Here is a 23,354-nt window from a genome sequence, read left to right on the forward strand (position 1 = left end):
CTACGGAATCCTCGATCAATCGCCATTGCGGCAGCAGCTTGCTCGAAAAGCGGTAGAGAACGGCGAGGTCCTTGCCGACGTGCACGTCGCGCTGACAATCGGCGCTGGTCGACGCGTCGGCGTCGTCGGGCAGCATGCAGCGCAGGACGTAGGATGGTCGCCCGTCGCGGTCCGCGGTGAAGAAAACCTCGCCGGCATAACCGGTATTCGATTTGGTGTCATGTCGGGTCAACCCGGCGGGACCGGGCCGCGTCTCTTCGCTGAGGATGTGGCGATAGATAGGCCCGAGCCGACCCGACATGTCCTGCGACATCGTGCTCTGCGAAAGTTGCAGAAAGATCAGGTTTTCCGGTCGGTTGAGATCGTTGAACAGGTGCCGGGTTTCGTCGCTGTAGCCTTCCAGCGCCGGCCAGGTCAGGTAAAGATCGATGCGCTCGGCAATGCTGGTCGCGCGCTGGCTTTCGAAGCGGATGATATTGGCCGGCAGCCGCAGGTGATCCTGTGCGATGAAGATATCGTAGGTTTCACGACTGGAGGTGTGTCCGGCAAGAGCGAGATTTTCTCCAAACCAGTGTCCGGAAAATGAGACCATCGTAGTCAGGACCGCCAGCAGAACGACGACAGCGGTAACCTTGTATATGAAGCGCGGCGAGAGGAGCGGCGAAAATTCCGGTTCGGGGCTGCCGCTGGATGGCGCGTTCATGAAGGGTCGTCCGTCGCGGTAGCCTGGTGGTTTGCTATGCCCGACGGTCGTTGAAGATGGTTAATTTTCGATGAAGTCCGTCCGAGGCGGCGTGGTTACGGACGGGCGGCGGACCCTTGGAAAAGAGAAAAGCCGGCCCCGGGGACAACGGGAACCGGCGAGGGCTTGGTCTTGCACGGGGACGCGGGACCAGAAGCCCGAAAGGCATTGCAGACGGGGTGCCTCGATATTTTCTATTGCGTCTTTACACTGCCGACTGCCACGGCACGGCCGTCCTGCAATTTCACCCAGCGTCCAGCGTTCTCCGAAGACTGCCTCTTCAGGAAGGTGTATTCGGTCTCCGACCAGCGGAGCACCTTGCTGCGCATGTTGTCGAGGATGAAGTCGCCGCGGTCGGTGCGGACGGTCAGAACCGCATGACCATCGCCGTTTGGCTGCAGCACGACGGTGATCAAGAGATCGGCGGGAGAGAAACCGCTCTCGATCAGGTTGCGGCGCTTGAGGAGCACATAGTCCTCGCAGTCGCCGACTGCGTCCGGATAGGACCATTCTTCTTCGACGCCATGGATTTCCATATCCGTCATCGGGGTCACGGCCTGATTGACCTCATGATTGACCTCGAGAATTTTCTGCCATCCTTCGCGGGTCAGAACCATCGGGCCGTTATCAGTTTCGTTGGCGGTGCATTCGGACGGATTGCTTTTGCAAAATTCGTAGTGACCGATCGGCGGATTGGTGGTGCCGCCCACCGTGATGTTGGCCGGAAGGGCGAGGGCTGCCTCGGTCAGGAACCCGACGAAAAGGGCCGCGACGGCTACCGTCTTGGTGATGGCGTTGTGCATTGTTGTCTCCCCGTTACGGTTCGACAATGGCACAGAGTTTTTTATCTGCGGCGAAGACGCGAGGTAAAAACAAGTACAAATAAGAATAGTATGCGCGGCAAATAAGAATAAATATCGGCTCAAATAAGAATAGATTTTGATTCAAATTCTAATGAAATTTCCCGCGCTTGAGAACGCACGGGAGTGCCGGAGTCTTGCTACCCGGCTGAAAAACAAAGGTTATTTCAAACGGAGCGATCGACAAGGCCGAAATGCAGGCGGCCGTGTATTCGACCCTGTCGCCGGTCCCGATGTCGAGCATTCCGGTCGTCAAGACTGCGATTAATGCGCAATTCTGCGCTGGCGGGGGCGAGGAGCGAGAGACCTTTCCGAAAAATATTCGAGCAGCGCGCACGAATGTCAAACGGGATGGCACCATTGGCGTTCTGTCGAACGCTCAGTGCTTCCGCGACGGTCCGTGACGGTGCAAACGACGCCACAAGGGCGTGCCCGACGGCGAACGACCGTCATTGGCGGCGGGTGCTTGCGCGAGATGTCGGTGAGATGTCCGCGAATCGAGGATGTTCTTGGATCTGCTGCTGGCGGCCCGCCGGGCGCCGCCGCTATCACTCAAAGGAATTCGGCCAGTGCTTCGCGAGATTGGATGCCGGAGAATTCGATCGCCACGCCTTCCTGGAAGTGGCGGACGATTTTGCCTTTCATGGTGCCGAGCTTGACGGGCGTGCCTATCGCGGGCCGGTTCTCGACGTCGATCGCAGCACCAGAGAGGGAGAGATCGATGAGGCGGCAGGCGTACTTTTCGCCGTTGCCGAGCGTGAGTTCCGTCAGCACCTTGCGCGGGACGAGACGGTCGTGGCGCCGGTCTTCCGGCAAGCCGAGTTCATGCTTGTTTGCGATCCAGGTGAGTTGCGCTGCCAGTTTCTCGCGCTTTCGCTCCGTCGCATTGAGCTGGATGACAAAAGCATGTTCCGCGAGCCGTGACACGGTGCCCTCGAGACGCCCGACGTGCTCGATATAGGCGATGATCCGCTCGCCGGCGCGCGGGCGGGCGGGCGAGGAAAAGAGCACGTCGCCCGGCGACATGTCGACTGCGGTGCAATCAAATTCATCGCGATTGGCAAGCATCAGCCGTCCCGAAAGATTTACCGAAACGCGCTGAAAGGCACTTTCCTGGTGCGGCTTCGGGCCGTTGTTTTGTGCGTGCTGAAACGAGAACATGGTCACTCTGCGATCGAAGCATCCTTGCTTGCAAAACTATAAGTGGTCTCGGTTAATAGAAGGTTCGCCAGTGCTCGGCTGGACCACGCGCGCCTCCCGTTCAGCGTTCCCGTCCGCCTTCGACGATGCGCAGATGCTGAACCCTGCGACCGACGTCTCCATGTCGGTTTGTCGTGTCGGCAGCATGGGGCGTCTCGGCCACATCCTCAAGACCATGATGCCTGCTGTCGAGGATCCGCAGGCCGTGCGCGACAAGGCATTCAAGCGATGTCATGTGGAGCCATGACGGACGCGAGAGCGGTGCCAAGGATCCAAGGATACGATCGCAGTGACCCTGCGGCGAGCCGAGCGGTGTGAGCAGCAATTCGGTGTCCAGTCGCTCACCGCCTGCCGTCACGCCGCAGGCGGACAGGACGACTGCGATGCGCTGCATCATCACCTGATCGGCAATCCCGACGGTTTCACTCGCTTCGCTGCCTGGCCAGAGCGCGCCGAATGGCTGCCCACGCAGCTCTCGACCGAAAAGAGCGCAGACATGAGTCCCGGCGAGCCGGAAGCGGATGTCACCGCTTGCCTGCCGCTCAAGGATGAAGAGGTTCGGCAGCAGGGAACAAATTTCTGGAGGTTCGATCTCATTGCGGCGAGGGAAATCCCGTTCGCCCCGCAACCTGTTCCAGTATCGCAATAGCTCTATCGTTGTCTTGCAGTGCATGTGCCCGTTCATTCCGTCAATCCGTGCTCCGACTGTTCCCAATTGGCACAGCGGGCGCGGTTCCTTGGATTTCAGGAATGGAGGAGCGAATTTCGTGCCACGCCGATATTAAGGTTAACGTTCGGTTTCGATTGCGTTCGGCGCCGCCTGCTGGCACTTAAATGCCATCACTCACGAAGGTTTGCCTTCAGCACGCGATTGGAGCTCGGCTATAAGGGCTCACCGACCGTTCAGTTTTTACTGGACGGTCTTTTTTCGTTTGCTTATGCCTTCGCGCTATGCGGCGGCGGCATAGCCGTCGAACCTGATCGCGAACGCGTAAGCGATGGAAGAGAGAAGCCATGGAACGAGATCAGGCAGCGACGCCAACTGATGCCGAGAGCGAAGCGGACCGCAGCCGCGAGCCCGCCTTCAACCTCCCGGCGGGGCTTACGGGCATCCTCTTGCTCCTGATCGCTGTCCATGCGTTGAGAACCTATCTCCTGTCGGCGGCCGCAGATCAGGAACTGATCCTCAACTTCGCCTTCCTGCCGGTTCGTTACACCCTTCCGCTGTCGGAGCAAGGACTCGTCTGGCTCTGGACGCCGGTCACCTATTCGTTTCTGCACGGCAGCTGGGATCATCTCATCTTCAATATCTTCTGGATGGTCGCATTCGGGGCGCCGGTCGTGCGGCGCATCGGCATGGCACGTCTGGCCGTTTTCTGGTGCCTTTCGGCCGCTGCCGCCGTCGCTTTGCACACGGCGTTTCATTGGGGCGAAATTGTCGTCGTGGTTGGCGCCTCCGGCGTCGTTTCCGGCTTCATGGGGGCGGCGGCGCGCTTCGTCTTCTCGCCGAGCGGCCGCATCAGCCGCCAATTCGCCCATCTCAACCGCCGACTTTCGCTAACGGAAACGCTCGCCAACCGCTCGGTCCTGGTGTTCACCGGCATCTGGTTCCTGACCAACTTTCTGGTGGGGTTCGGCATGTTCTCCGTCGGTGGTGCGGGAACCGTGGCCTGGGAAGCGCATATCGGTGGTTTCCTCTTCGGCTTCCTCCTGTTCGGGCTTTTTGATCCGCGCGACTAGGCGGGATGGGAACAGTGGGCACCGGTTTTTCTCCGATGTCCATCTGTAAGCTACGAGAAACGATCGCATTTGTGATCCCGGATTGTTTCAATCCGGATTCATAAATGTGATGCCTGGGAGACCCGAGGGGCCGGACTACAAGGCTTGATTTCCCAAGATCACTGGAGCACCATTCCCTACGGTCGCCTTGAAGGCGAGCGGTGGAAGGCCGGATGTCGGGGCGTGGCGTTGCGCAGAAGCGTGCGACGGCCAGTGAACGGCATAGGAAATTGGGACGGGTTCCTGCGCCACTACCACTCTGCATAGTTCCTTGATTATGCTGAGATTCAGGGTGTTACAGCGACCATCAAGCATCCGAAGCGACGCTCGGCGCTGCACACGAGATGGCCAGAAACGCTCCCCGCCAGCCCGGCTTAGTCGTAACGGGAGATGTGTGCATGTCGGTAAGAGCGATTCTCAACGAAAAAGGCCACAACGTCGTGACCGTCACGCCCCATGTGACAGTTCATCAGGCCGCGACCTTTCTGCATGATAACCATATAGGGGCGGTGGTCGTCGTCGATCCGGACGATCAGATCGTCGGCATTCTGACGGAGCGGGATGTCGTGGCCGCGATCGCTAAATACGGTGCTAACTGTCTCGACAGCCCGGTTTCTACCGTCATGTGGCAGAACGTTTATTGCTGCCGCGAGGAAATGTCTATCGATACGCTGATGGAAATGATGAGCAAGCTGCGCGCACGGCATTTGCCGGTAGAGAGGGAAGGTCGCCTGGCCGGCATCGTTTCGATCGGCGACGTCGTGAAGCACCATATCCGCGCAATTGAGCACGAGGCCGAACAGATCAAGGCCTATATTGCAGGTTGATTGGGGGAGGGCGGTGCAAGGCCGCCCTCTCCAGGGCATAACTTCTTTTCGTCCCCTGCCGCCGTCCTTATATCCGAGTGACTCGACGCGTTCGATCTTGTAACCGGGTCGGCACTCACGCGGGGGAGCGCTCAGCGCACCAGCACTTCCTGCACGCGCCGGATTTCAGCGAGTTTGGCTTTCGCTTCGTGGTAGCCGCGATCGATCGCTTCGCCGGCCCGATGAAATTCCGAAAGGCCGATATCGTTGAGCTTTGGATGAAGGGCGAGATCCGGCGGATCGCCGGCAAGCCGGGCGCGTGAAATTCGGTCCTGGATGATATTGAAGGCTTGTACCATGACGCTGGTCATGCCGAGCCGCGCAGAATAACCATCCCTTATTTGCGCATCCACTGCTTCCATGCCGGCGCTGTGCTTGACGACGGCCGAGCGTCCGTAGAGATCGTAGTTGAGGTTGACCGCGACGACGAGCTGCTGCTCGTAAGCGCGGCAAACCGAAACCGGAACCGGGTTGACCAGAGCGCCGTCGACGAGGACCCGGCCATTGGCGCTGATCGGCTCGAAAATTCCGGGAAGCGCATAGGACGCGCGAATGGCGGTTATAAGCGAACCTTTCTCGATCCAGACCTCATGGCCGCTGTGAACTTCGGTCGCAACCGCAACGAAGGGGCGATCGAGGTCCTCGATAATGAGGCCCTGCAGGTGCTCCTGCATGCGCTTGGTCAGTCGCAGGCCGCCGAACAAGCCTCCGCCACCGATCGCAAAATCGAGCAGGCCAGCAATGCGCCGAACGGTGAGGGAACGGGCAAAGGACTCCAGTTCATCGAGCTTGCCGGCGAGATAGCAGCCGCCCACAAGGGCGCCGATCGACGTGCCGGCAATCATGCCCACCTCGATGCCTTCCTCGTCAAGTGCCCGGAGTACGCCGATATGCGCCCAGCCGCGAGCTGCGCCGCCGCCAAGGGCTATGGCGATCTTCGGTTTCGAGGGGTACGGAGCCGGTGCAGGCGGAGCAGTCGTAACCGAAGATCCATCTGGACCGGTTAAATCGGGGACCTGATTGCTGCGCGTGAATGTCCAGTTCAACATCCGGCACCTCCAACATCGCCGAATAGATTACTAAGTGCGCGCGTCTTGTAGGAGGCCCCTGCCAAGCCGGCGATGGTGCCGTCTTATTCGAATTCATTGGTGAAAGACTGGCACCTTATTTGAGATATACCACCGATCCCGCCTTCAATCTTGGCGGGAGCGATAAACATTAGATACAGCCTGCAACACTTTCGGCTTGGCCGCTGTTTCGACGGTAACCGCTTCATGAATAATGATTAGGCGCCCTTTTGGTTGCCAAAAAATAAATATAACACGCAGTTGCACCAAGAAAATGCAGATGTTTAATTTTTGCCGTAAACTGCTGCCGGGTCGAAATGTCTGCGGTCGTCGGTGATCGACACTGTAGCTTTGCCGTCTTCGACGCCCACGGTGCGGTAAAAGCAGGAGCGGCGGCCCGTATGGCACGTGGCGTCGTGGCCGGCGACCGAGACCTTCAGCCAAATGGCGTCCTGATCGCAATCGGTTCGGATTTCCTGGACATTTTGCAGGTTGCCCGAGCTCTCGCCCTTCTTCCACAGGCCTTTGCGCGAACGGCTGTAATAGTGCGCAATGCCGGTTTCGATCGTCAGGGCCAACGCTTCGGCGTTCATATGAGCGACCATCAGCAACTCGCCGTCGCGCGCATCGGTGACGACGGCGGTGACAAGTCCTTTCTCGTCGAAGCGGGGGGTAAACGCCGGTCCGGTCTCCAGAACAGCCTTGTCTTCTGAGGGGATGTCGAAGGTGAGGGGCATGGTGTAGGCTCCGTCGCTACAGCGCCGCGCGTCTAATCAGACGCGCAAAGGACGCTGCAGCGTTTGAATTGCTGCATGTTTTATCCTTAAATCGGCTGCGATTTGAGGAAACTCGCAGTAGAGCTTACTTGAAGCCCCGCAGCATGGTCATGAAACGAGCCTGCTCAGCCGGATCGGTTTGGAAACTACCGGTAAATGTCGTCGTCAGCGTTGTCGAGCCCTGCTTCTGAACGCCGCGCATGGCCATGCACATATGCTCCGCCTCGATCATGACGGCAACGCCGCGCGGCGCCAGCGTTTCATCGATGGCCTTGGCGATCTGCGCCGTCATCGTCTCCTGCGTCTGCAGCCGGCGGGCATAGATGTCAACGACGCGGGCGATCTTGGAAAGGCCGAGGACACGGCCATTCGGCATGTAGGCGACATGCGCCTTGCCGATGATCGGCACCATGTGATGCTCGCAATGCGAAAAGAACGGAATGTCCTTTACCAGCACCATGTCGTCATAACCGGCGACTTCCTCGAAAGTTCGTCCGAGGACATCTTCTGCCGCGAGGTCGTAGCCGCCGAACAGTTCCTTGTAAGCCTTGACGACACGCGCCGGCGTGTCTTTAAGGCCCTCGCGTTCCGGATCGTCGCCCGCCCACCTGAGCAGCACGCGAACGGCTTCCTCGGCCTCCTTCTGGGTCGGTCGGCCGCTCGTATCGTCGAGCAAAGGAAAATTCTTCACTATGGCGTCCATAATGGCCCCTTTAAGCAATACGGGATTGCTGACGTTTTATCTTTCGGACAACTCGCCACTGGCCATTCGCCTAACCCTGCAGGCTTGGGTTCCGTTGGCGGGCTCCGGGGCTTTCGGGTCCTGGCTTAGCAGTGCACTGGACCGTCCGGCACGGTTTCCCAAACAACAGGCGACTTGATGTTCCCTTGCGGAACTGTCGCCCCAACACGACATAGCATATAGTATGGTGCCACATGGATGAAAGAGGCCGAATGTGCAGTGCGGTGCTTTTTTCCTGTGTACCGGAGAAAATCATGCGCCAATTACCCAAAACCGCGAAAAATGAGCCGGATCGCGTCAAATGATGGATGACATCTACAACAACAGAATTCTCGAGTTCGCTGGCAACATCCCTCGCATCGGGATGCTGGCGGATGCCGACGCGGAAGCGGCCGCACATTCGAAGCTCTGCGGCTCGAAAGTAAGGATCTGGCTGAAGATGGAGGGTGACGTCGTGACCGACTTTGCCCATGACGTCAAGGCGTGCGCGCTTGGACAGGCATCGTCCTCGATCATGGCGCGCCATGTCGTCGGTGCGAACGCCGATGAAATCCGGAGAGCCCGGGAGGATATGCTGGCCATGCTGAAGGCGGACGGCGAGGGCCCATCGGGTCGCTTCGAGGACATGCGTTTCCTGATGCCGGTTCGCGATTACAAGGCGCGCCATGCGTCAACCATGCTGACCTTCGATGCGGTGGTTGACGCCATAGGCCAGATCGAGGCGAGGCGGCTTGCGGCCGCAGTCTGAGCGATGTGCAACAAGCCTCACGACAACCATGCTTTCGCCCCGCGGGCCTGCCGCAGGGGGCGGAATTGGTCCGGCCCGTTTCGCAAGACGCCGGGGCGGATCTTCGGCATGGCCTTCATCCGCACCTATCAGCTCACGCTGTCGAGTTTCATTGGCAACTCCTGCCGGCATTTGCCGACCTGCTCGGAATATGGGTTCGAGGCGATTGCCCGCCACGGCCTTTGGGCTGGTGGCTGGATGACGTTCTTCCGCGTGGCGCGCTGCGGGCCGGGGGGAACCCATGGTTTCGATCCAGTGCCGGAAACGCTGATGTCACGCCAGATCTGGTATGCCCCATGGCGCTATTGGCAGTCGCGTCCAAAGGAGGCGTGAGCACGATGACAGTGCCGATGGAATACCGGCAGGCCTCTGCCGATTTCGACCGGTTTATTCTGGACGTGCGCGATATTGCCGGTCTTCAGACCACCAATCAGGCCTATACCATGGTGCAGGCGGTTTTGCAGACTTTCCGCCGGCGTCTCGATGTTCCCGACGCGCTGCTTTTCGCAAATGCCTTGCCGCCGGTGCTTCGGGCTATCTTTGTCGCCGACTGGGATCTGGAAGAGCCGCAGATGCCCTTCGCCGGCCGCTTTGCGATGACGCGCGAAGTGCAATCGCTCCGCCCCGATCACAACCTTTCTCCGGATACCGCAATTGCTGATGTTGCGGCAGCGTTGCGTCGAAACGTGGACGAAGCGGTACTGGACCGCGTGCTGGCGCGGCTGCCGGCAGGGGCAACCGATTTCTGGCGTGCCTGAGTTCGGGGTCGGCGGATGAAGAATTATGTGGCCTTGCTCTACAGCATCATCCTTGGGGAAAAGCGGCGTGTCGTTATGACCGACCTGCGAGCCATGGCGGAGCGTCTCGGCTATCTCGGACCGCGCACCCTTGTCTCCACGGGCAATATCGTTTTCGACGCGCCCGACAAGCCTCTTGCCGACATTGAGGCCGAACTGGAAGCGGCATTTGCCGTCACGTTCGGGCGGCACGTCGACATCATCGCGCGGGTTGGCGACGATTGGCGGAAGCTTGCCGCTGGTAACCCGTTTCCCGCCGAAAGCGAGGCAGATCCGACGCGTGTCCATGTTCGGGTTATGCGCTCACCGCTTCAAGCCGGGTTGCTCGAAATGTTCCGCGGCCATTGTTCCCAGGGTGAGCGTATGGAAATCGTCGGCGGCGACCTCTGGGTGGATTTCGCCGGAAAAGCCAGCGAATCGAAGCTGCTTGGCGTCCTGACCACCAAGCGCCTGGGCGTCGGTACGTTCCGCAACTGGAACACGGTGCGCGGTCTGCGCGCGATGCTGCCTGGTTGACCTCTGCATGCTTCCTTAAATCGTAGTCGGTTTAAGAAAAAAACATGCAGCCATTCAAAGTGCTGCAGCGTGCTTTGCGCGTCTGATAAGACGCGCGGCGCTGTAGGCCGCTCCTTTACTCGACCGTCAAAAACATTTATCAGGCGCGCGTCAATAATCGGCGGCTGCAGTCATGCAAAAGCCCGGCAACCATACCACCCGCATTCGTTGGCGGGACTGGATAGGAGATAATGATGTCGCATACCGTTTCCCTTACATTTCCTGATGGCTCCATTCGCGAATTCGCCGCCGGCACGACCGGTCGCGATGTGGCCGAGTCGATTTCGAAGTCACTTGCGAAGAAGGCTGTCGCGATCGCGCTCGATGGCGAACTGCGCGACCTTTCGGACGCCGTGACCGATGGACGCATCGAGATCGTCACGCGCGAAGACAAGCGTTCGCTTGAGCTTATCCGCCACGACGCGGCCCATGTCATGGCCGAGGCTGTCCAGGAACTGTGGCCGGGAACGCAGGTGACCATCGGTCCGGTTATCGACAACGGCTTCTACTACGACTTCGCCAAGAACGAGCCCTTCACGCCCGACGACCTGCCGGTCATCGAGAAGAAGATGAAGGAGATCATCGCGCGCAATAAAGCCTTCACCAAGGAGATCTGGTCGCGTGAGAAGGCGAAGGAGGTCTTTGCCGCCAAGGGCGAGAACTACAAGATCGAACTCGTTGATGCGATTCCTGAAGGCCAGGACCTGAAGATCTACTACCAGGGTGACTGGTTCGATCTCTGCCGCGGGCCGCACATGGCCTCGACGGGCCAGATCGGCACGGCCTTCAAGCTGATGAAAGTGGCCGGCGCCTACTGGCGCGGCGACAGCAACAATCCGATGCTGACGCGCATCTACGGCACCGCGTGGCACACGCAGGAAGAACTGGATCAATATCTCCACGTGCTTGCCGAAGCCGAAAAACGCGACCATCGCCGCCTCGGCCGCGAGATGGACCTTTTCCATTTCCAGGAGGAGGGCCCTGGCGTCGTCTTCTGGCACGGCAAGGGCTGGCGCATGTTCCAGACGCTGGTCGCCTATATGCGTCGGCGACTGGCCAACACGTATCAGGAAGTCAACGCGCCGCAGGTATTGGACAAGTCGCTCTGGGAAACCTCGGGCCACTGGGGCTGGTATCGCGACAACATGTTCAAGGTGACTGTCGCCGGCGAAGAGACGGATGACGATCGCGTCTTTGCGCTGAAGCCGATGAATTGCCCGGGTCACATCCAGATCTTCAAGCACGGCCTGAAGTCCTACCGTGAACTGCCGGTTCGGCTCGCCGAGTTCGGCAACGTGCACCGTTACGAGCCGTCGGGCGCGCTTCACGGCCTGATGCGCGTGCGCGGCTTCACGCAGGATGACGCGCATGTCTTCTGCACGGATGAGCAGATGGCGGCCGAATGCCTGCGCATCAACGACCTCATCCTGTCGGTCTACGAGGATTTCGGTTTCAAGGAAATCGTCGTCAAGCTGTCGACGCGGCCGGAGAAGCGCGTCGGCTCCGACGCCCTCTGGGATCGCGCCGAGGCCGTGATGACGGAGGTGCTGAAGACGATCGAGGCGCAGTCCGAAGGCCGCATCAAGACCGGTATCCTGCCGGGTGAGGGTGCTTTCTACGGTCCGAAGTTCGAATATACGCTGAAGGACGCTATCGGCCGCGAATGGCAGTGCGGTACGACGCAGGTCGATTTCAACCTGCCGGAGCGTTTCGGCGCCTTTTACATCGACAAGGATTCCGAAAAGCGCCAGCCGGTGATGATCCATCGTGCCATTTGCGGTTCCATGGAACGCTTCCTAGGCATCCTGATCGAGAACTTTGCCGGTCACATGCCGCTCTGGATCTCGCCGCTGCAGGTGGTGGTCGCCACGATTACCTCCGAGGCCGACGACTACGGTCGCGAGGTTGCAGCGCTTCTGCGTGAGGCGGGACTTACCGTTGAAACGGACTTCCGCAACGAGAAGATCAACTACAAGGTCCGCGAGCATTCGGTGACGAAGGTGCCCGTAATCGTGGTGTGCGGCAAGCGCGAGGCGGAGGAGCGTTCGGTCAACATCCGTCGTCTGGGCTCGCAGGCGCAGACCGCGATGTCGCTTGATGAGGCGATCGCATCGCTCTCGGCAGAGGCGATGGCGCCGGATCTCAAGCGCAAGGCGGAAAAGAAAGCCCGGGGCTAGCGCTCCGGGACTTTCGTCTGTCAGGAAACTGTAATGTTCCGGGACTATCCGGATTTGAAGGCGCCGCCCAGTACGGGCGGGCAAGTGAAGCGGTCTTCTGTGCAGTTCAAAGAATTGTCCTATGCGAACGAGAACGACCGGCGCCTGAAGCGCTGGTTCATTCGCTCCGTTGAGGGCCTGTCCGGCCGCAACCGCTACGCCAAGCTCTATGCCCGCTGGCGCGCCGACATCGTCGGCAAGAGCGATCGTATCTTCGGCGAGATGTTGCAGTTGATCGACGTGCGGATCCGCGTCCAGGGAGAATGGCCGCCGCGCCATTTGCCCGAGACGCCGCTCGTTATCGTCGCCAATCATCCCTTTGGCATCGGCGACGGCATTGCCGTACTTTCTCTCGCCGAGCAACTCGGCCGTCCCTTCCGGGTGCTGATCAACAATGAACTCCTGAAGGTGCCGGAGATTGCACCCTATTCGCTCCCCGTCTCGTTCGAGGAGACCAAGGAGGCGTTGGCGCTCAACATGGCGACACGCCACGAGGCGGTACGGCTCCTGAAGGAGGGGGTGACGATCATCGTTTTCCCCGCCGGCGGCGTTGCGACGGCGAGAAGAGGCTTCGGCAAGGCCGAGGATCTGCCATGGAAAATGTTCCCGGCGCGACTGATCCAGTCTGCCCGGGCAAGCGTTATCCCAATCTACTTCGAGGGACAGAACGGGCCGCTGTTTCATCTCGCCAGCAAGGTGTCGCTGACGCTAAGGATTTCATTGCTGATCCGCGAATTCCGACGACTATCAGGCACGACGATTGCCGCTCGCATCGGCCGTGTTCTCGCCTGGGAGGAATTGCGCGCTCATGGCGACCGCAAGGATCTGCTTGCCCGTATATATGACGCAGTGTTCTCGATGGCTCCACCGCGTCGTCAGCTTCTCAAGCGCATCGGATGACGTGACGACAGGAAGCTCCCGTAGGGAGCGGCGGTGTAATTGTTCGCGTCAGTCCTGTGCTTCCGCGTTCGCGGCCGTATTGGCCGCGTCGTTCCCGTTTAGCAGCACTTCCACATCGGTGTTGACGCCCGCCTTCACGGCAAAATCGCGCTGATAGATCTTGTCCTTGTTGCGCGCCACGGCGGTATATCCGCCTTCGGCGAGGACGAGCGTCGGGAAGGCGCCGACGCTTTCGCTGACGACGTCGCCCGAGGAGGTGAGGATCGACCAGGCCGTGTCGGCGATCGCTTCGCCGCCCGCTTCCGAGACGAGCTTCAAAGTCAGTTTCGCCGCACGGTGCTGGATCGTCGCTTCGGTCAATTTTCCCGCCTCCACCTGAATGTCGGCGCGGATCACGGCGTTCACCGAGCCGTAATCGGAGACGACGTGATAGGTTCCGGCGTTGAGCCGGATGACGGTGGTGGGCTTGACGTCGGCGATGATCAGGGCGCGCTCGCCATCTTCCTTCACGTCGGAGGAGAAGATCGAAAAACTGAGCTCGTTCGGCGGGATGCGCACGTCGCTGCCGGAAACGGCATTGAGCGTTACGCCGCCGGCGTCCAGCACCAGCACCTGCTTGTCGAGGCTGCCTTGCTCGGGCACGCGAATCTTGCGCGTGGCGCCGGCTCGCCCGAACGCGACATTGACGAAGTATTCGCCGGGCACAAGGTTGAAGGCTGTCGAACCACCCTCGGACGTGGCGAGCAGCGGCAACTTTCCGTCGCTGCCGGGGATCGGGCTGAAGACCCGCCAGGTCAGGCCCGATTCGACCGGCTGTCCTTTTGCCGTCAACAAAGCCTCGAGCTTGACGTCCTTGATTTCTCCGCCCTGGCTCGGATCGGCAATCAGCGGGTTGAAGCTTGTGAGCTTCGGCATTTTCCGGGTGCCGGAAATCGACGGGAAGCTCTTGAAGGCGTCGGTCGGATCTTCTGCAAGCGCATATCCGGCACCGACACTGACGAGCATGATCGTCAAGACGGTACTCGGAAAAATACGAGGACGGATGCGCATGAGAACAGTTGACTTCCTGACTGGGTGACTCCACTTGAGACGCCGGTATGGCATTTTCGTGGCTGCCGGTCCGGCGGCAAATTAATGGAATTCAGACAATATGAAAACCGAAATAAAGCTTGTCGATTATCTCGCCTCGCGCAGGTCCATTCCCGCCTTCCAGATGGGACCTCCCGGCCCGAGCAAGGCCGAGGTCGAGGAGATGCTGACGCTCGCGTCGCGCGTGCCGGACCACGGCAAGCTCGCACCCTGGCGCTTCATCGTCTACCGCGGTGAGGAGAGGGCGCGCATCAGCACAGAGTTGAAGAAGATGGCCCTTGCCGCCAGACCCGATCTCTCGGAGGACCTGATCAAGGTGGAAGAGACGCGTCTGACGCGCGCACCGGTCGTTGTCGCCGTGGTCAGCAAGGCCGCGCCGCACTTCAAGATACCCGAGTGGGAGCAGGTGATGTCGGCGGGGGCCGTTTGCCTCAACCTTCTGATAGCGGCGAATGCACTTGGCTATGCCTCCAACTGGCTCACCGAATGGTTCGCCTTCGACGAGAGAGCCTATCCTCTGCTCGGTGTCGGGCCGGGCGAAAGGGTCGCCGGGTTCATTCATATCGGCACGGCAATGGTGCCGCCGACGGAACGCCCGCGGCCGGAACTCGCCGAGATCGTGACCTGGGTCGGAGAAGAGACCTGATGTTCTACGACACGGCCGCGAACCGGCATGGCCTGCCACACGATCCCTTCAAGGCCATCGTGTCGCCGCGGCCGATCGGCTGGATCGGCACGCGGGCCGCAGGCGGCTCGCAAAACCTCGCGCCCTATTCCTTCTTCAACGCGATCAGCGACCACCCGAAGCTCGTGATGTTCTCCTCGAGCGGCTACAAGGATTCGGTGCGCAATATCGAGGAGACCGGCGAGTTCACCGCAAGCTTTGCCAGCCGCAACTTGAGTGCCGCGGTCAATCTGACCTCGGTTGCTGCACCGCACGGTGAAAGCGAGTTCGAAGTCGCTGGGCTGACGCCAGTCGAAGGCACCCTTGTCAAAGCACCATTCGTCGGCGAGGCTTTCGCGGCGCTCGAATGCCGGATGACCGAAATGTTCCGCCCCAAGGGCCTCGATGGGGTGGTTTCCGAGAGCTATGTCGTCTTCGGTGAGGTCGTGGGCATTCATATCCGCGATGAAGCGATCCGCGATGGCCGGTTCGACGCGGCGACTGTCAGGCCGCTCGCCCGACTGGGTTACATGGATTATTGCGATGGCGGCGACGTCTTCGAGATGGTGCGCCCGAAGCGCTGAAGCTGCCTGGCCGCAGTGCCGGTTCTATCGGCCGCCGCCGGCAGAGGTTTGAGAAGACAGCGAGGCCGCACCGATTAGAGCGATCTGCTGCGGTGACTGTGCGGCCACGGCCGAAAAGCCGTTCCTCGCACTCGCCGCGCAATATCGTCTGACCGCTGCCTCGGTGTCCGCGTCCCCCGGCAGCATGTCATAGGCTGCAACGCCGGCCTCGCTTGCCCTTAGCACGGCCGCGGCGCGACCGGCGACAATCACCGGTGCCGCGTCCTTTTCCTCGGAGGGCACGGCGCAGCCGGCGGATTCGGCGAGCAATGCCGCGCTGAAGACGAACCCCTTGAGTCGGGGCGAGGCTCCTTTCAGCGAGTGGGGAGACAACACGCTTTGCGGCGTCGTCGCGTATTCCGCCAGAACTGCCAGGCTCCCCGCCGCGCTGCCGGCGATCGCTTCGGCAACCCTCAACAGCACATCCAGCTTCTGGATATCGGCTGGCCCGTGACATTCGGTAAGGACGACGCCGTCGATCCCCGACGCAAGCACCCCGTCGAGATCCACCTCGGTGAGGTTCTCGACCGGTCCGATGCGGATGAAGCAGCGCGTAGTGGTTATTTCTGAAGCCAGGTCCCGCACGCCGTTGCCACCGGTTGCGTCGAAGACGATGCCTTGAACGGCACCGAGGATATCCGCCTCCGGGAGCGGCGCGGTTGCCGGCAGATAGAGGAGCGGCTTGATGGTTTGCTGGCGGTTAACAGACATGGTGAACCAATCTTAAACCTTTGGCCGCTAGGCTCCGAACATTGGGGCTGTTCGGTGTCTAGTGGGGCATAGGTGATCATACAAGCATTTCTTCGCTGGGTAGAAACGGCGAGAACGAGCGATCGCGTCCGCGCCGCAAGCGCGCTGGGCCGCGCCTATGTCGAAGCCGAGATGAACGGGATCGACCGGCGCGCCGCCGAAATGGCCATGACCTTTCTGCTCGACGATCCTTCGCCGAAGGTGCGGCGCTCTTTGATCGAGGCGCTAGCGGATTGCTCGACGATTCCACGCGCGATCGTCATGGCGCTCGCGGAAGACCAGCCCGAGATCGCCTATATCGCCATTTCCCGTTCGCCGGTATTGACGGATGAAGACCTCGTCGATCTGGCGGCGCGAGGAACGGCAGAGACCCGCGCGCTGATCGCGGCCCGCAGCGCGGTGTCCCGCGCGGTCGCGGCAGCCATTGCGGAGATCGGCGGCGAGGACGAGGTTTTGATCCTGCTCGAGAACGAGGGTGCAACGCTGTCGCGCTGGTCGTTGAAGAGGATCGCCAACCGTCTTGGCAATGCGCCGGCGGTGCGCGATCGGTTGCTGGCGCGCGATGACCTCCCGAGCGAGGCCCGCCATGAGCTGGTCGAGAAGGTCGGCGCTGCGCTCGCGATTTGCGGACTTGTGCAGGCGGTGATCGGTGAAGGGCGTGTACAGCGCGTCGCGCGAGAGGCCTGCGACACGGCTGCCCTTGCAATCATCGAGGCCGCTTCGCATCAGGAGTTGCCTGACCTTGCCACCCATTTGCGCGAGGCCGGCCGTCTGACGCCCGCTTTCCTCCTCAACGCGCTTTGCAGCGGTCGAACAGAATTCTTCTCGGCCGCGATCGTCGATCTTTCAGGTGTCGCGGAAAAGCGGGTTCGCGCGATCCTTTCGGGTGGCCGCGTCCATCCGATCCGGGCGCTGTTCGAAAGTGCCGGGCTTGGTCGCGACGTGAGCGAGGCCTTTGCGGAGGCTGTGCTTCTCTGGCGAAAGGACATCGGCGCGGGTGATGAAGGCGCACCGCAATCAGTAACTTCGGCTCTCCTTGCACACATTCGCCGCCAGCCTAAGCCTTCGGAAGCCTTGAGTGCGATGGCGGACCTCGTGGAACGCCTGGCTTTCGCCGAGCAGCGAAAAACTGCTCGAAACTATGCACTGGTGGCCGCGCGCGAAGCTGCCTGAGCAGTTCGTGCGCTTGCGGCTCCATCCGATGCTGGCAGGGGTGCCGGTCAGTCGCCGAAACGACGTGCGACCCACGAATAACCATCCTCGATATAGTGGACGGGTGCGCTGACGATCGCCTTTAGCTTCTCCCGATCCGGGACAGCACCGCTGAGCAAGGCCAGGGCTCGCTTCGGCATGCCCGGCTTCGCTTCATCCGGCTGCGTCTGCGGTTGCGCTGTTGTTTGCAGCGGCACCGCTGTCGTCTGCTGCGGCGCGGCGGCGACATCCGGTTGAGGGGCGGTGGATGCCATCATGTCCGGCCCCGAGGTTTCGCATACGGCAACGACGACCGGATAGTTCTTGTCCGAAAACCTGGGGAGTTCCTGCTGGGATTCCGTGTCGCAATGGGCAATCGACTGCCAGCTGCCATTGACGGTCGAGATATAGTGGCACTGGCTGACATTGTCGTCGCAGCCGAGGATCGTCATGACGATGAGGGCGGCTTTCATGGTCTCTCCGGTGTTTGAGCAGGCAGCGGGTAGTCTGGCAGTTGTTATGACGGACCGATTCTCTCGGGAGTGGGGCAAACTTGTTGCGACGGCAAAAAGAATTGTTTCCGCTTGTTACCCGTTTTGAAATCTGCGATCCGCAATCCTGCGCCATTTGTCGTATTGGTCCGGTTGAAATGCGGCGCTATCCATTGTGCTGCAAGGGCTTCTGTCGAGGAACTGAAATTGACCGCTGTCACCATCGCCGAGGAAAGCCCCCGCCAGCCGGCCGTCGTCCGTCTGCTCGAATTGTCCGATGCGTACGCGGCGTCGCTTTACCCGGCAGAGAGCAACCACCTTGTCGATCTCTCCACGCTGGAAAAGCCGACCGTTTCCTTTTTCGTCGCGCGGCGCGATGGTGAAATCGTCGGTTGCTGCGCGCTCGTGGAAGCGGGCGACGGCACGGCTGAAATCAAGCGGATGTTCGTCGATCTCGAGGCGAGGGGCCTCAAGATCGGCAAGCACCTTCTTGCAGCTCTCGAAGCCAAGGCGGAGACGCGCGGGCTTGCGGCAATCCGACTGGAAACGGGCATCTATCAGCCCGAGGCGATCGGCCTCTACAAGGCATTCGGCTATGAGGAGCGCCCGCCCTTCGGGAGCTATCTGCCCGATCCACTGAGCCTGTTCCTGGAAAAGCCGGTCCGGCAGGTTGCCTGAGCGCGAAAGCCGCGCGTCGCCTTTCCGCTCAGATGTCCAGGTTGTCGGCGAAAACGGCGCGTTCCTGGATGAAGCGGAAGCGGGCGTCGGCCTTGGTTCCCATCAGATTGTCGACGGCCTCGCGCGTACCCTCGAAATCGACGTCGTCGATCTCGACTTTGAGCAGCGTCCGGTTTGCCGGATCCATGGTCGTTTCCTTGAGCTGTGCCGGCAACATCTCGCCGAGACCCTTGAACCGCCCGATTTCAACCTTGCCGCGGCCGTTGAACTCCGTGCGCATCAGCTCCTCGCGATGCGCATCGTCGCGCGCATAGAACGTCTTCGAGCCTTGACTGAGGCGATAGAGCGGCGGGACCGCGAGGAAGAGATGACCGCCGCGGATGAGTTCCGGCATCTCCTGATAGAAGAAGGTGATGAGCAGTGACGCGATGTGGGCTCCATCGACGTCGGCGTCGGTCATGATGACGACTCGCTCGTAGCGCAGGTCCTCTTCGCGATATTTTGATCGCGTGCCGCAGCCGAGCGCCTGGATCAGATCGGCGATCTGCTGGTTGGCACTAAGCTTTTCGCGTCCGGCGCTGGCGACATTCAGGATCTTGCCGCGGAGCGGCAGGATGGCCTGGTTCGCGCGGTTGCGCGCCTGCTTTGCCGACCCGCCTGCCGAGTCGCCCTCGACGATAAAGAGTTCGGCACCTTCGGCCGTGTTCTGCGAGCAGTCGGCGAGCTTGCCCGGCAGACGCAGCTTGCGCACCGCCGTCTTGCGGTTGACTTCCTTCTCCTTGCGTCGGCGAACACGCTCCTCGGCGCGCTCGACCACCCAGTCAAGAAGCTTTGCGGCTTCTGCCGGATTGTCGGCGAGGTAGTGGTCGAAGGGATCGCGCAGTGCGTTTTCGACGATGCGCTGCGCCTCGACCGTCGCCAGCTTGTCCTTGGTCTGGCCGACGAATTCCGGCTCGCGGATGAAGACCGACAGCATGCCGGCCGCCGAGATCATCACGTCGTCGGTGGTGATGATCGCCGCGCGTTTGTTTTGCGTCAGCTCCGCATAGTTCTTGAGCCCCTTGGTGAGCGCAATGCGGAAGCCCGCCTCATGCGTCCCACCCTCCGGCGTCGGGATCGTGTTGCAATAGGAGTGAACCTGCTGGTCGCCGCCATACCAGGTGACAGCCCATTCGAGCGATCCGTGGCCGCCGGATTTTTCCGATTTGCCGGCAAAGATCTCACGCGTGACGGTGAATTCCTTGCCGAGTGTTGCTGCAAGATAGTCCTTGAGGCCGCCCGGGAAATGGAAGACGGCCCTGTCCGGGATCTCCGAACCTTCCGGCAACAGCAATGGATCGCAGGACCAGCGGATTTCGACACCGCCGAAGAGATAGGCCTTCGAGCGGGCCATGCGGAAAAGCCGTGCCGGCTCGAAATGCGCGTGAGGGCCGAAGATCTGCGGATCCGGATGGAAGCGCACCCTGGTGCCGCGGCGGTTGTGGACATCGCCGAGTTCCTCGAGGCCACCCTGCGGGACCCCGCGCGAAAAGCGCTGGCGGTAGAGTTTCTTGTTGCGCGCGACCTCGACCTCGAGCGAGTCCGACAGCGCGTTGACGACGGAAACGCCGACGCCGTGCAGACCGCCGGAGGTTTCGTAGGCCTTGCCGTCGAATTTGCCGCCGGCGTGCAGAACCGTCATCACCACTTCAAGCGTCGATTTGTTGGGGAATTTCGGATGGTTCTCGACCGGGATGCCGCGGCCATTGTCCGTTACGGTGAGGAAGCCTTCGGCGTCGAGGCTCACTTCGATGAAATTCGCATGCCCTGCGACCGCTTCGTCCATCGAGTTGTCGATGACCTCGGCGAAGAGATGATGCAGCGCCTTCTCGTCCGTGCCGCCGATATACATGCCCGGACGGCGGCGCACAGGCTCCAGCCCCTCGAGCACTTCGATCGCCGAGGCGTCGTAGTCGCTGCCGTCGCTGGTCTTCGGGGCGGGGCGCGGTTCTTCGCTGCCCGCGGGCGGTGCAGGCTTGCGCGAAGGAGCGTTAGATGCCGCCGGCTTCGGCTGCGGGGGCATTGCTGAAAAGAGATCGCTGCTGTCGTCCATGGGGTCGTTCAGATCGTTCCTGTCGTCTGGTGTCGCAGAGGCCCATAGCAAGAGCTGGACGCTGCCGCCATCATTGTGTCGCGCGAATCACCCGAATTCTGCCAGAGTCTTGCGCCAAGCGCGAACAAAAGGCGAATTTCGGTATCTCGGACAGGCAGAATACCGTAAGAGCTTGGGCTGTCTGCTTCAGTGTTGCTTTGCCGTGATGGCGATGGCAAGGCATGTACCGAATGAGGGAGCCCGTCGGCTGTTCATGTCCACAACTGTTTTTTCCGTCCGGCGTCTGATGGCAGGGCTTCTTTTCCCGAGCCTTCTTTTTGTCGGTCTCGCCGCCGAGGCAGCGCCCCTGGAGCCATACAGGGACGAACTGTTCGGTTATCGCAATGTGCTTGAAGAGACCGACGGTGGTGATTTCCGCGTCGTCGACTACCAGGAACTGCGCGATATCAACGAGCGCGACCAGATTCCGGAAAGGCGCGTCAAGCGCGCCTACGTTTCCCTTGGGGTCAAAAGCGCGCAGGTCAACGAGACACGCAACCTTGACGGACGCTCGCTCGACGTCATGCGCGTCGGTCCGGATCGCGGTGCCGCGTTTACGGTGATCTTCATCCATGGCCGCGGTGGTGACCGGCGTCTCGGTGCAAACGATTTTTCCTTCGGCGGCAATTTCAACCGCCTCAAGAATCTCGCCTTTGCCAATGGCGGCACCTATTATGCTCCAAGCGTGCGGTCCTTCGATGCGGCAGGTGTCGACGATATCTCGGCATTGATCCGCTTCGCCGCCGAGCGCTCCGGCGGCCGGCCCGTCGTGCTTGCCTGTGCTTCGATGGGGAGCTTCATCTGCTGGGGCGTTGCTCGCGAACAGACGGCAGTGGCGGCGCTCGGCGGCATGATGATCATGGGTGGCGCGACCGATCCGGAATTTGTGGGAAGCGCCGCCTATAGGGCCAGGCTGCCGGTGTTTTTCAGCCACGGCAGCCGCGACAGTGTCTATCGCGCCAAGTATCAGGTGGCGCTCTATCGCACGCTTAGGGCCAGAGATTATCCGGCGCGTTTCGTGCTGTTCGAAACAGGTTCGCATGGTACGCCGGTTCGGATGACCGACTGGCGAGACGCCCTGAATTGGATTGCCAGCCGGTAGAGGAAGTCTTGAAGCGGACTGCAACAAAGATGAGCGCGTTCGAACGTTCGGGACGTATCGAGGACCGACCGCGCCGGGCCGTGTCTCCGGACGACTATGAGGATCAGGTCGGCTCGATTGAACCGATGGCATACCTGCCGTTCGGCAACGGCCTCAGCTACGGTGACTGCTGCCGCAACAATCGCGGAACTCTTATCGACAGCGCGAGGCACAACCGCATCCTGGCGTTCGATCCGGGGACGGGCCTGATCTCTTGCGAAGGCGGCGTCACGCTCCACGACATCCTTATTCGGGCGATCCCGCACCGCTTTTTCCTGGCAGTCACGCCGGACACTGCATTGGCGACAGTCGCCGGTGCCGTCGCTACCGATGTGCATGGCAAGAATCATCATGCCCGCGGCACCTTCGGCAATCACGTCCAACGCCTGACCCTGTTGCGTTCGAACGGCGAGAGGTTGGTTTGTTCGGTGAACGAAAACGCCGAACTCTTTGCCGCCACGATCGGCGGCATGGGGCTGACGGGACTGATCCTCACCGTCGATCTTCGGCTGATGAAGGTGCCGTCGCCGCATATCCAGCAGCATGCAATCCGCTTCGGCAGTCTCGATGAATACTTCGCTCTCGCTGAGCGCATCGATGAAGAACATGAATACTCCATCGCCTGGATCGATCAGCTTGCGACCGGGCGCCGGATGGGCCGGGGCGTCTTTCTGGCCGGTGATCATGCGGATGGATCCTGCGAATTCCCGGACGTTCCCAAGAAATTGCGGTTTTCCGTACCTTTCTCCCCACCGTTCAATACCCTGAACACGATTACATTGAGGGCTCTGAACGAATACCGCTTTCGTCGGGAAACAGCCGTCGAGACCGTTTCGACGATGAAATGGACGTCCTACTTCTATCCGCAGGATGCGATCGGCGACCGAAATCGGCTCTATGGTCCGAGAGGACCGTGCCAACATCAAAGCGCCTATCCCGCTGAGAATGCACCGGAGATCACCGCGCGACTATTGGAGACGGCGCGCCGCGCCGGGCATGCTTCCGTTCAGACGGTGCTGAGGCGCTTTGGCGACATTGTCCCTCGCGGCCTTCTGTCGTTCGCACGGCCGGGTTTTGCTTTGACTTTGGATTTTGCCGATCAGGGTGACGCAACGGCGACGTTACTGGACGCCCTCGACCGCATCGTCATGGACGCCGGGGGCTCTGTAAATCCATGCAAGGACACCCGCATGAGCCCGGAAATCTTCGAAGCGTCGTTCCCCTCATGGGAAAGGCTCGAAAAGCTGCGCGATCCGGCTATGGTTTCTGACTTCTGGCGCCGCACCGCGCTGAACATGAAGACATGATG

General features: G+C 60.7%; 25 protein-coding genes and 1 pseudogene. 15 read left to right on the plus strand and 11 right to left on the minus strand.

What is annotated here, in order from left to right:
* The 3 genes from QN219_RS19075 to QN219_RS19085 all read right to left on the minus strand — a co-directional run.
* On the minus strand, positions 1 to 703 hold a 703-nt coding region (locus tag QN219_RS19075), incomplete at its 3' end, for a hypothetical protein (protein ID WP_284001413.1).
* 233 nt (positions 704 to 936) lie between these two features.
* Positions 937 to 1,545 carry a transglutaminase-like cysteine peptidase gene (locus tag QN219_RS19080; RefSeq protein WP_284001414.1) on the minus strand — a complete coding sequence of 203 codons (609 nt, stop codon included), beginning with the start codon at positions 1,543 to 1,545 and terminating at the stop codon, positions 937 to 939.
* 609 nt (positions 1,546 to 2,154) lie between these two features.
* Positions 2,155 to 2,763, minus strand: a complete 609-nt coding sequence (locus QN219_RS19085) for a PilZ domain-containing protein (protein ID WP_269276295.1) — start codon at positions 2,761 to 2,763, stop codon at positions 2,155 to 2,157.
* Positions 2,764 to 2,833: 70 nt separating this feature from the next.
* On the opposite strand from QN219_RS19085, the gene QN219_RS34010 reads away from it, so the two are divergent.
* Positions 2,834 to 3,049, plus strand: coding sequence for a hypothetical protein (locus tag QN219_RS34010; RefSeq protein WP_284001609.1), 216 nt, complete (start codon positions 2,834 to 2,836; stop codon positions 3,047 to 3,049).
* Between the two features lie 78 nt (positions 3,050 to 3,127).
* Here the strand turns inward: QN219_RS34010 and QN219_RS34015 are convergent.
* Positions 3,128 to 3,487, minus strand: a pseudogene (locus QN219_RS34015) (PAS domain-containing protein); the annotation flags it as partial.
* A 329-nt stretch (positions 3,488 to 3,816) separates the two neighbouring features.
* Between QN219_RS34015 and QN219_RS19100 the strand changes: the two are divergent.
* Entirely contained in the window at positions 3,817 to 4,542 is a 726-nt protein-coding gene (locus QN219_RS19100; RefSeq protein WP_284001415.1) for a rhomboid family intramembrane serine protease, read from the plus strand.
* Between the two features lie 437 nt (positions 4,543 to 4,979).
* The gene (locus QN219_RS19105) at positions 4,980 to 5,408 is read left to right on the plus strand and encodes a CBS domain-containing protein (RefSeq protein ID WP_284001416.1); all 429 of its coding nucleotides are present in this window, start codon (positions 4,980 to 4,982) and stop codon (positions 5,406 to 5,408) included.
* A gap of 131 nt (positions 5,409 to 5,539) precedes the next feature.
* On the opposite strand, the gene QN219_RS19110 is transcribed toward QN219_RS19105, so the two are convergent.
* From QN219_RS19110 to folE, 3 genes are all read right to left on the minus strand, one after another.
* On the minus strand, positions 5,540 to 6,496 hold the full coding sequence (locus QN219_RS19110; RefSeq protein WP_284001417.1) for a patatin-like phospholipase family protein: 957 nt from the start codon (positions 6,494 to 6,496) through the stop codon (positions 5,540 to 5,542).
* 302 nt (positions 6,497 to 6,798) lie between these two features.
* Complete coding sequence (gene hisI / locus QN219_RS19115) at positions 6,799 to 7,251, minus strand: phosphoribosyl-AMP cyclohydrolase (RefSeq protein ID WP_284001418.1); 453 nt, start codon at positions 7,249 to 7,251, stop codon at positions 6,799 to 6,801.
* A gap of 124 nt (positions 7,252 to 7,375) precedes the next feature.
* Complete coding sequence (gene folE, locus QN219_RS19120; RefSeq protein ID WP_173512658.1) at positions 7,376 to 7,993, minus strand: GTP cyclohydrolase I FolE; 618 nt, start codon at positions 7,991 to 7,993, stop codon at positions 7,376 to 7,378.
* Between the two features lie 340 nt (positions 7,994 to 8,333).
* Here folE and QN219_RS19125 point away from each other — a divergent pair, with 340 nt between their 5' ends.
* The 6 genes from QN219_RS19125 (at position 8,334) to QN219_RS19150 (ending at position 13,287) form a co-directional block, all read left to right on the plus strand.
* A complete protein-coding gene (locus QN219_RS19125) occupies positions 8,334 to 8,780 on the plus strand; it encodes an iron-sulfur cluster assembly scaffold protein (RefSeq protein WP_284001419.1) in 447 nt (148 codons plus the stop codon).
* Between the two features lie 3 nt (positions 8,781 to 8,783).
* Positions 8,784 to 9,152 (plus strand): membrane protein insertion efficiency factor YidD, encoded by a 369-nt coding sequence (gene yidD, locus QN219_RS19130; RefSeq protein WP_284001420.1) that lies wholly within the window; start codon positions 8,784 to 8,786, stop codon positions 9,150 to 9,152.
* Between the two features lie 5 nt (positions 9,153 to 9,157).
* Entirely contained in the window at positions 9,158 to 9,577 is a 420-nt protein-coding gene (locus QN219_RS19135) for a DUF2267 domain-containing protein (RefSeq protein WP_289624190.1), read from the plus strand.
* A 15-nt stretch (positions 9,578 to 9,592) separates the two neighbouring features.
* On the plus strand, positions 9,593 to 10,132 hold the full coding sequence (locus tag QN219_RS19140) for a DUF1697 domain-containing protein (RefSeq protein WP_284001422.1): 540 nt from the start codon (positions 9,593 to 9,595) through the stop codon (positions 10,130 to 10,132).
* 233 nt (positions 10,133 to 10,365) lie between these two features.
* Positions 10,366 to 12,348: a threonine--tRNA ligase gene (thrS, locus tag QN219_RS19145; protein ID WP_284001423.1), complete on the plus strand. Its 1,983-nt coding sequence runs from the start codon at positions 10,366 to 10,368 to the stop codon at positions 12,346 to 12,348.
* A 99-nt stretch (positions 12,349 to 12,447) separates the two neighbouring features.
* Complete coding sequence (locus QN219_RS19150; protein WP_284001593.1) at positions 12,448 to 13,287, plus strand: lysophospholipid acyltransferase family protein; 840 nt, start codon at positions 12,448 to 12,450, stop codon at positions 13,285 to 13,287.
* A gap of 48 nt (positions 13,288 to 13,335) precedes the next feature.
* Here QN219_RS19150 and QN219_RS19155 read toward each other — a convergent pair whose 3' ends face one another.
* Positions 13,336 to 14,337 carry a hypothetical protein gene (locus QN219_RS19155; protein ID WP_284001424.1) on the minus strand — a complete coding sequence of 334 codons (1,002 nt, stop codon included), beginning with the start codon at positions 14,335 to 14,337 and terminating at the stop codon, positions 13,336 to 13,338.
* A 100-nt stretch (positions 14,338 to 14,437) separates the two neighbouring features.
* Between QN219_RS19155 and QN219_RS19160 the strand changes: the two genes are divergently transcribed.
* Positions 14,438 to 15,022: a nitroreductase gene (locus QN219_RS19160; protein WP_284001425.1), complete on the plus strand. Its 585-nt coding sequence runs from the start codon at positions 14,438 to 14,440 to the stop codon at positions 15,020 to 15,022.
* Positions 15,022 to 15,624, plus strand: coding sequence for a flavin reductase family protein (locus QN219_RS19165; RefSeq protein WP_284001426.1), 603 nt, complete (start codon positions 15,022 to 15,024; stop codon positions 15,622 to 15,624). The genes QN219_RS19160 and QN219_RS19165 overlap by 1 nt, the downstream gene beginning before the upstream one ends.
* A 24-nt stretch (positions 15,625 to 15,648) precedes the next feature.
* On the opposite strand, the gene QN219_RS19170 is transcribed toward QN219_RS19165, so the two are convergent.
* Positions 15,649 to 16,374, minus strand: a complete 726-nt coding sequence (locus QN219_RS19170) for an aldolase/citrate lyase family protein (RefSeq protein ID WP_284001427.1) — start codon at positions 16,372 to 16,374, stop codon at positions 15,649 to 15,651.
* Positions 16,375 to 16,446: 72 nt separating this feature from the next.
* Between QN219_RS19170 and QN219_RS19175 the strand changes: the two genes are divergently transcribed.
* The gene (locus QN219_RS19175) at positions 16,447 to 17,586 is read left to right on the plus strand and encodes a DUF2336 domain-containing protein (protein WP_284001428.1); all 1,140 of its coding nucleotides are present in this window, start codon (positions 16,447 to 16,449) and stop codon (positions 17,584 to 17,586) included.
* 47 nt (positions 17,587 to 17,633) lie between these two features.
* On the opposite strand, the gene QN219_RS19180 is transcribed toward QN219_RS19175, so the two are convergent.
* Entirely contained in the window at positions 17,634 to 18,077 is a 444-nt protein-coding gene (locus tag QN219_RS19180) for a hypothetical protein (protein ID WP_284001429.1), read from the minus strand.
* 225 nt (positions 18,078 to 18,302) lie between these two features.
* Here QN219_RS19180 and QN219_RS19185 point away from each other — a divergent pair, with 225 nt between their 5' ends.
* Positions 18,303 to 18,773, plus strand: coding sequence for a GNAT family N-acetyltransferase (locus QN219_RS19185; protein ID WP_284001430.1), 471 nt, complete (start codon positions 18,303 to 18,305; stop codon positions 18,771 to 18,773).
* Positions 18,774 to 18,801: 28 nt separating this feature from the next.
* Here QN219_RS19185 and parE read toward each other — a convergent pair whose 3' ends face one another.
* Positions 18,802 to 20,865, minus strand: coding sequence for a DNA topoisomerase IV subunit B (gene parE, locus QN219_RS19190; protein WP_284001431.1), 2,064 nt, complete (start codon positions 20,863 to 20,865; stop codon positions 18,802 to 18,804).
* A 211-nt stretch (positions 20,866 to 21,076) separates the two neighbouring features.
* On the opposite strand from parE, the gene QN219_RS19195 reads away from it, so the two are divergent.
* Positions 21,077 to 22,006, plus strand: a complete 930-nt coding sequence (locus QN219_RS19195; RefSeq protein ID WP_284001432.1) for an alpha/beta fold hydrolase — start codon at positions 21,077 to 21,079, stop codon at positions 22,004 to 22,006.
* Positions 22,007 to 22,035: 29 nt separating this feature from the next.
* Positions 22,036 to 23,352 (plus strand): FAD-binding oxidoreductase, encoded by a 1,317-nt coding sequence (locus QN219_RS19200; protein WP_284001433.1) that lies wholly within the window; start codon positions 22,036 to 22,038, stop codon positions 23,350 to 23,352.
* Positions 23,353 to 23,354: the final 2 nt, after the last annotated feature.

It is taken from the genome of Sinorhizobium sp. 8-89, from assembly GCF_030124325.1.
Classification (GTDB): domain Bacteria; phylum Pseudomonadota; class Alphaproteobacteria; order Rhizobiales; family Rhizobiaceae; genus Sinorhizobium.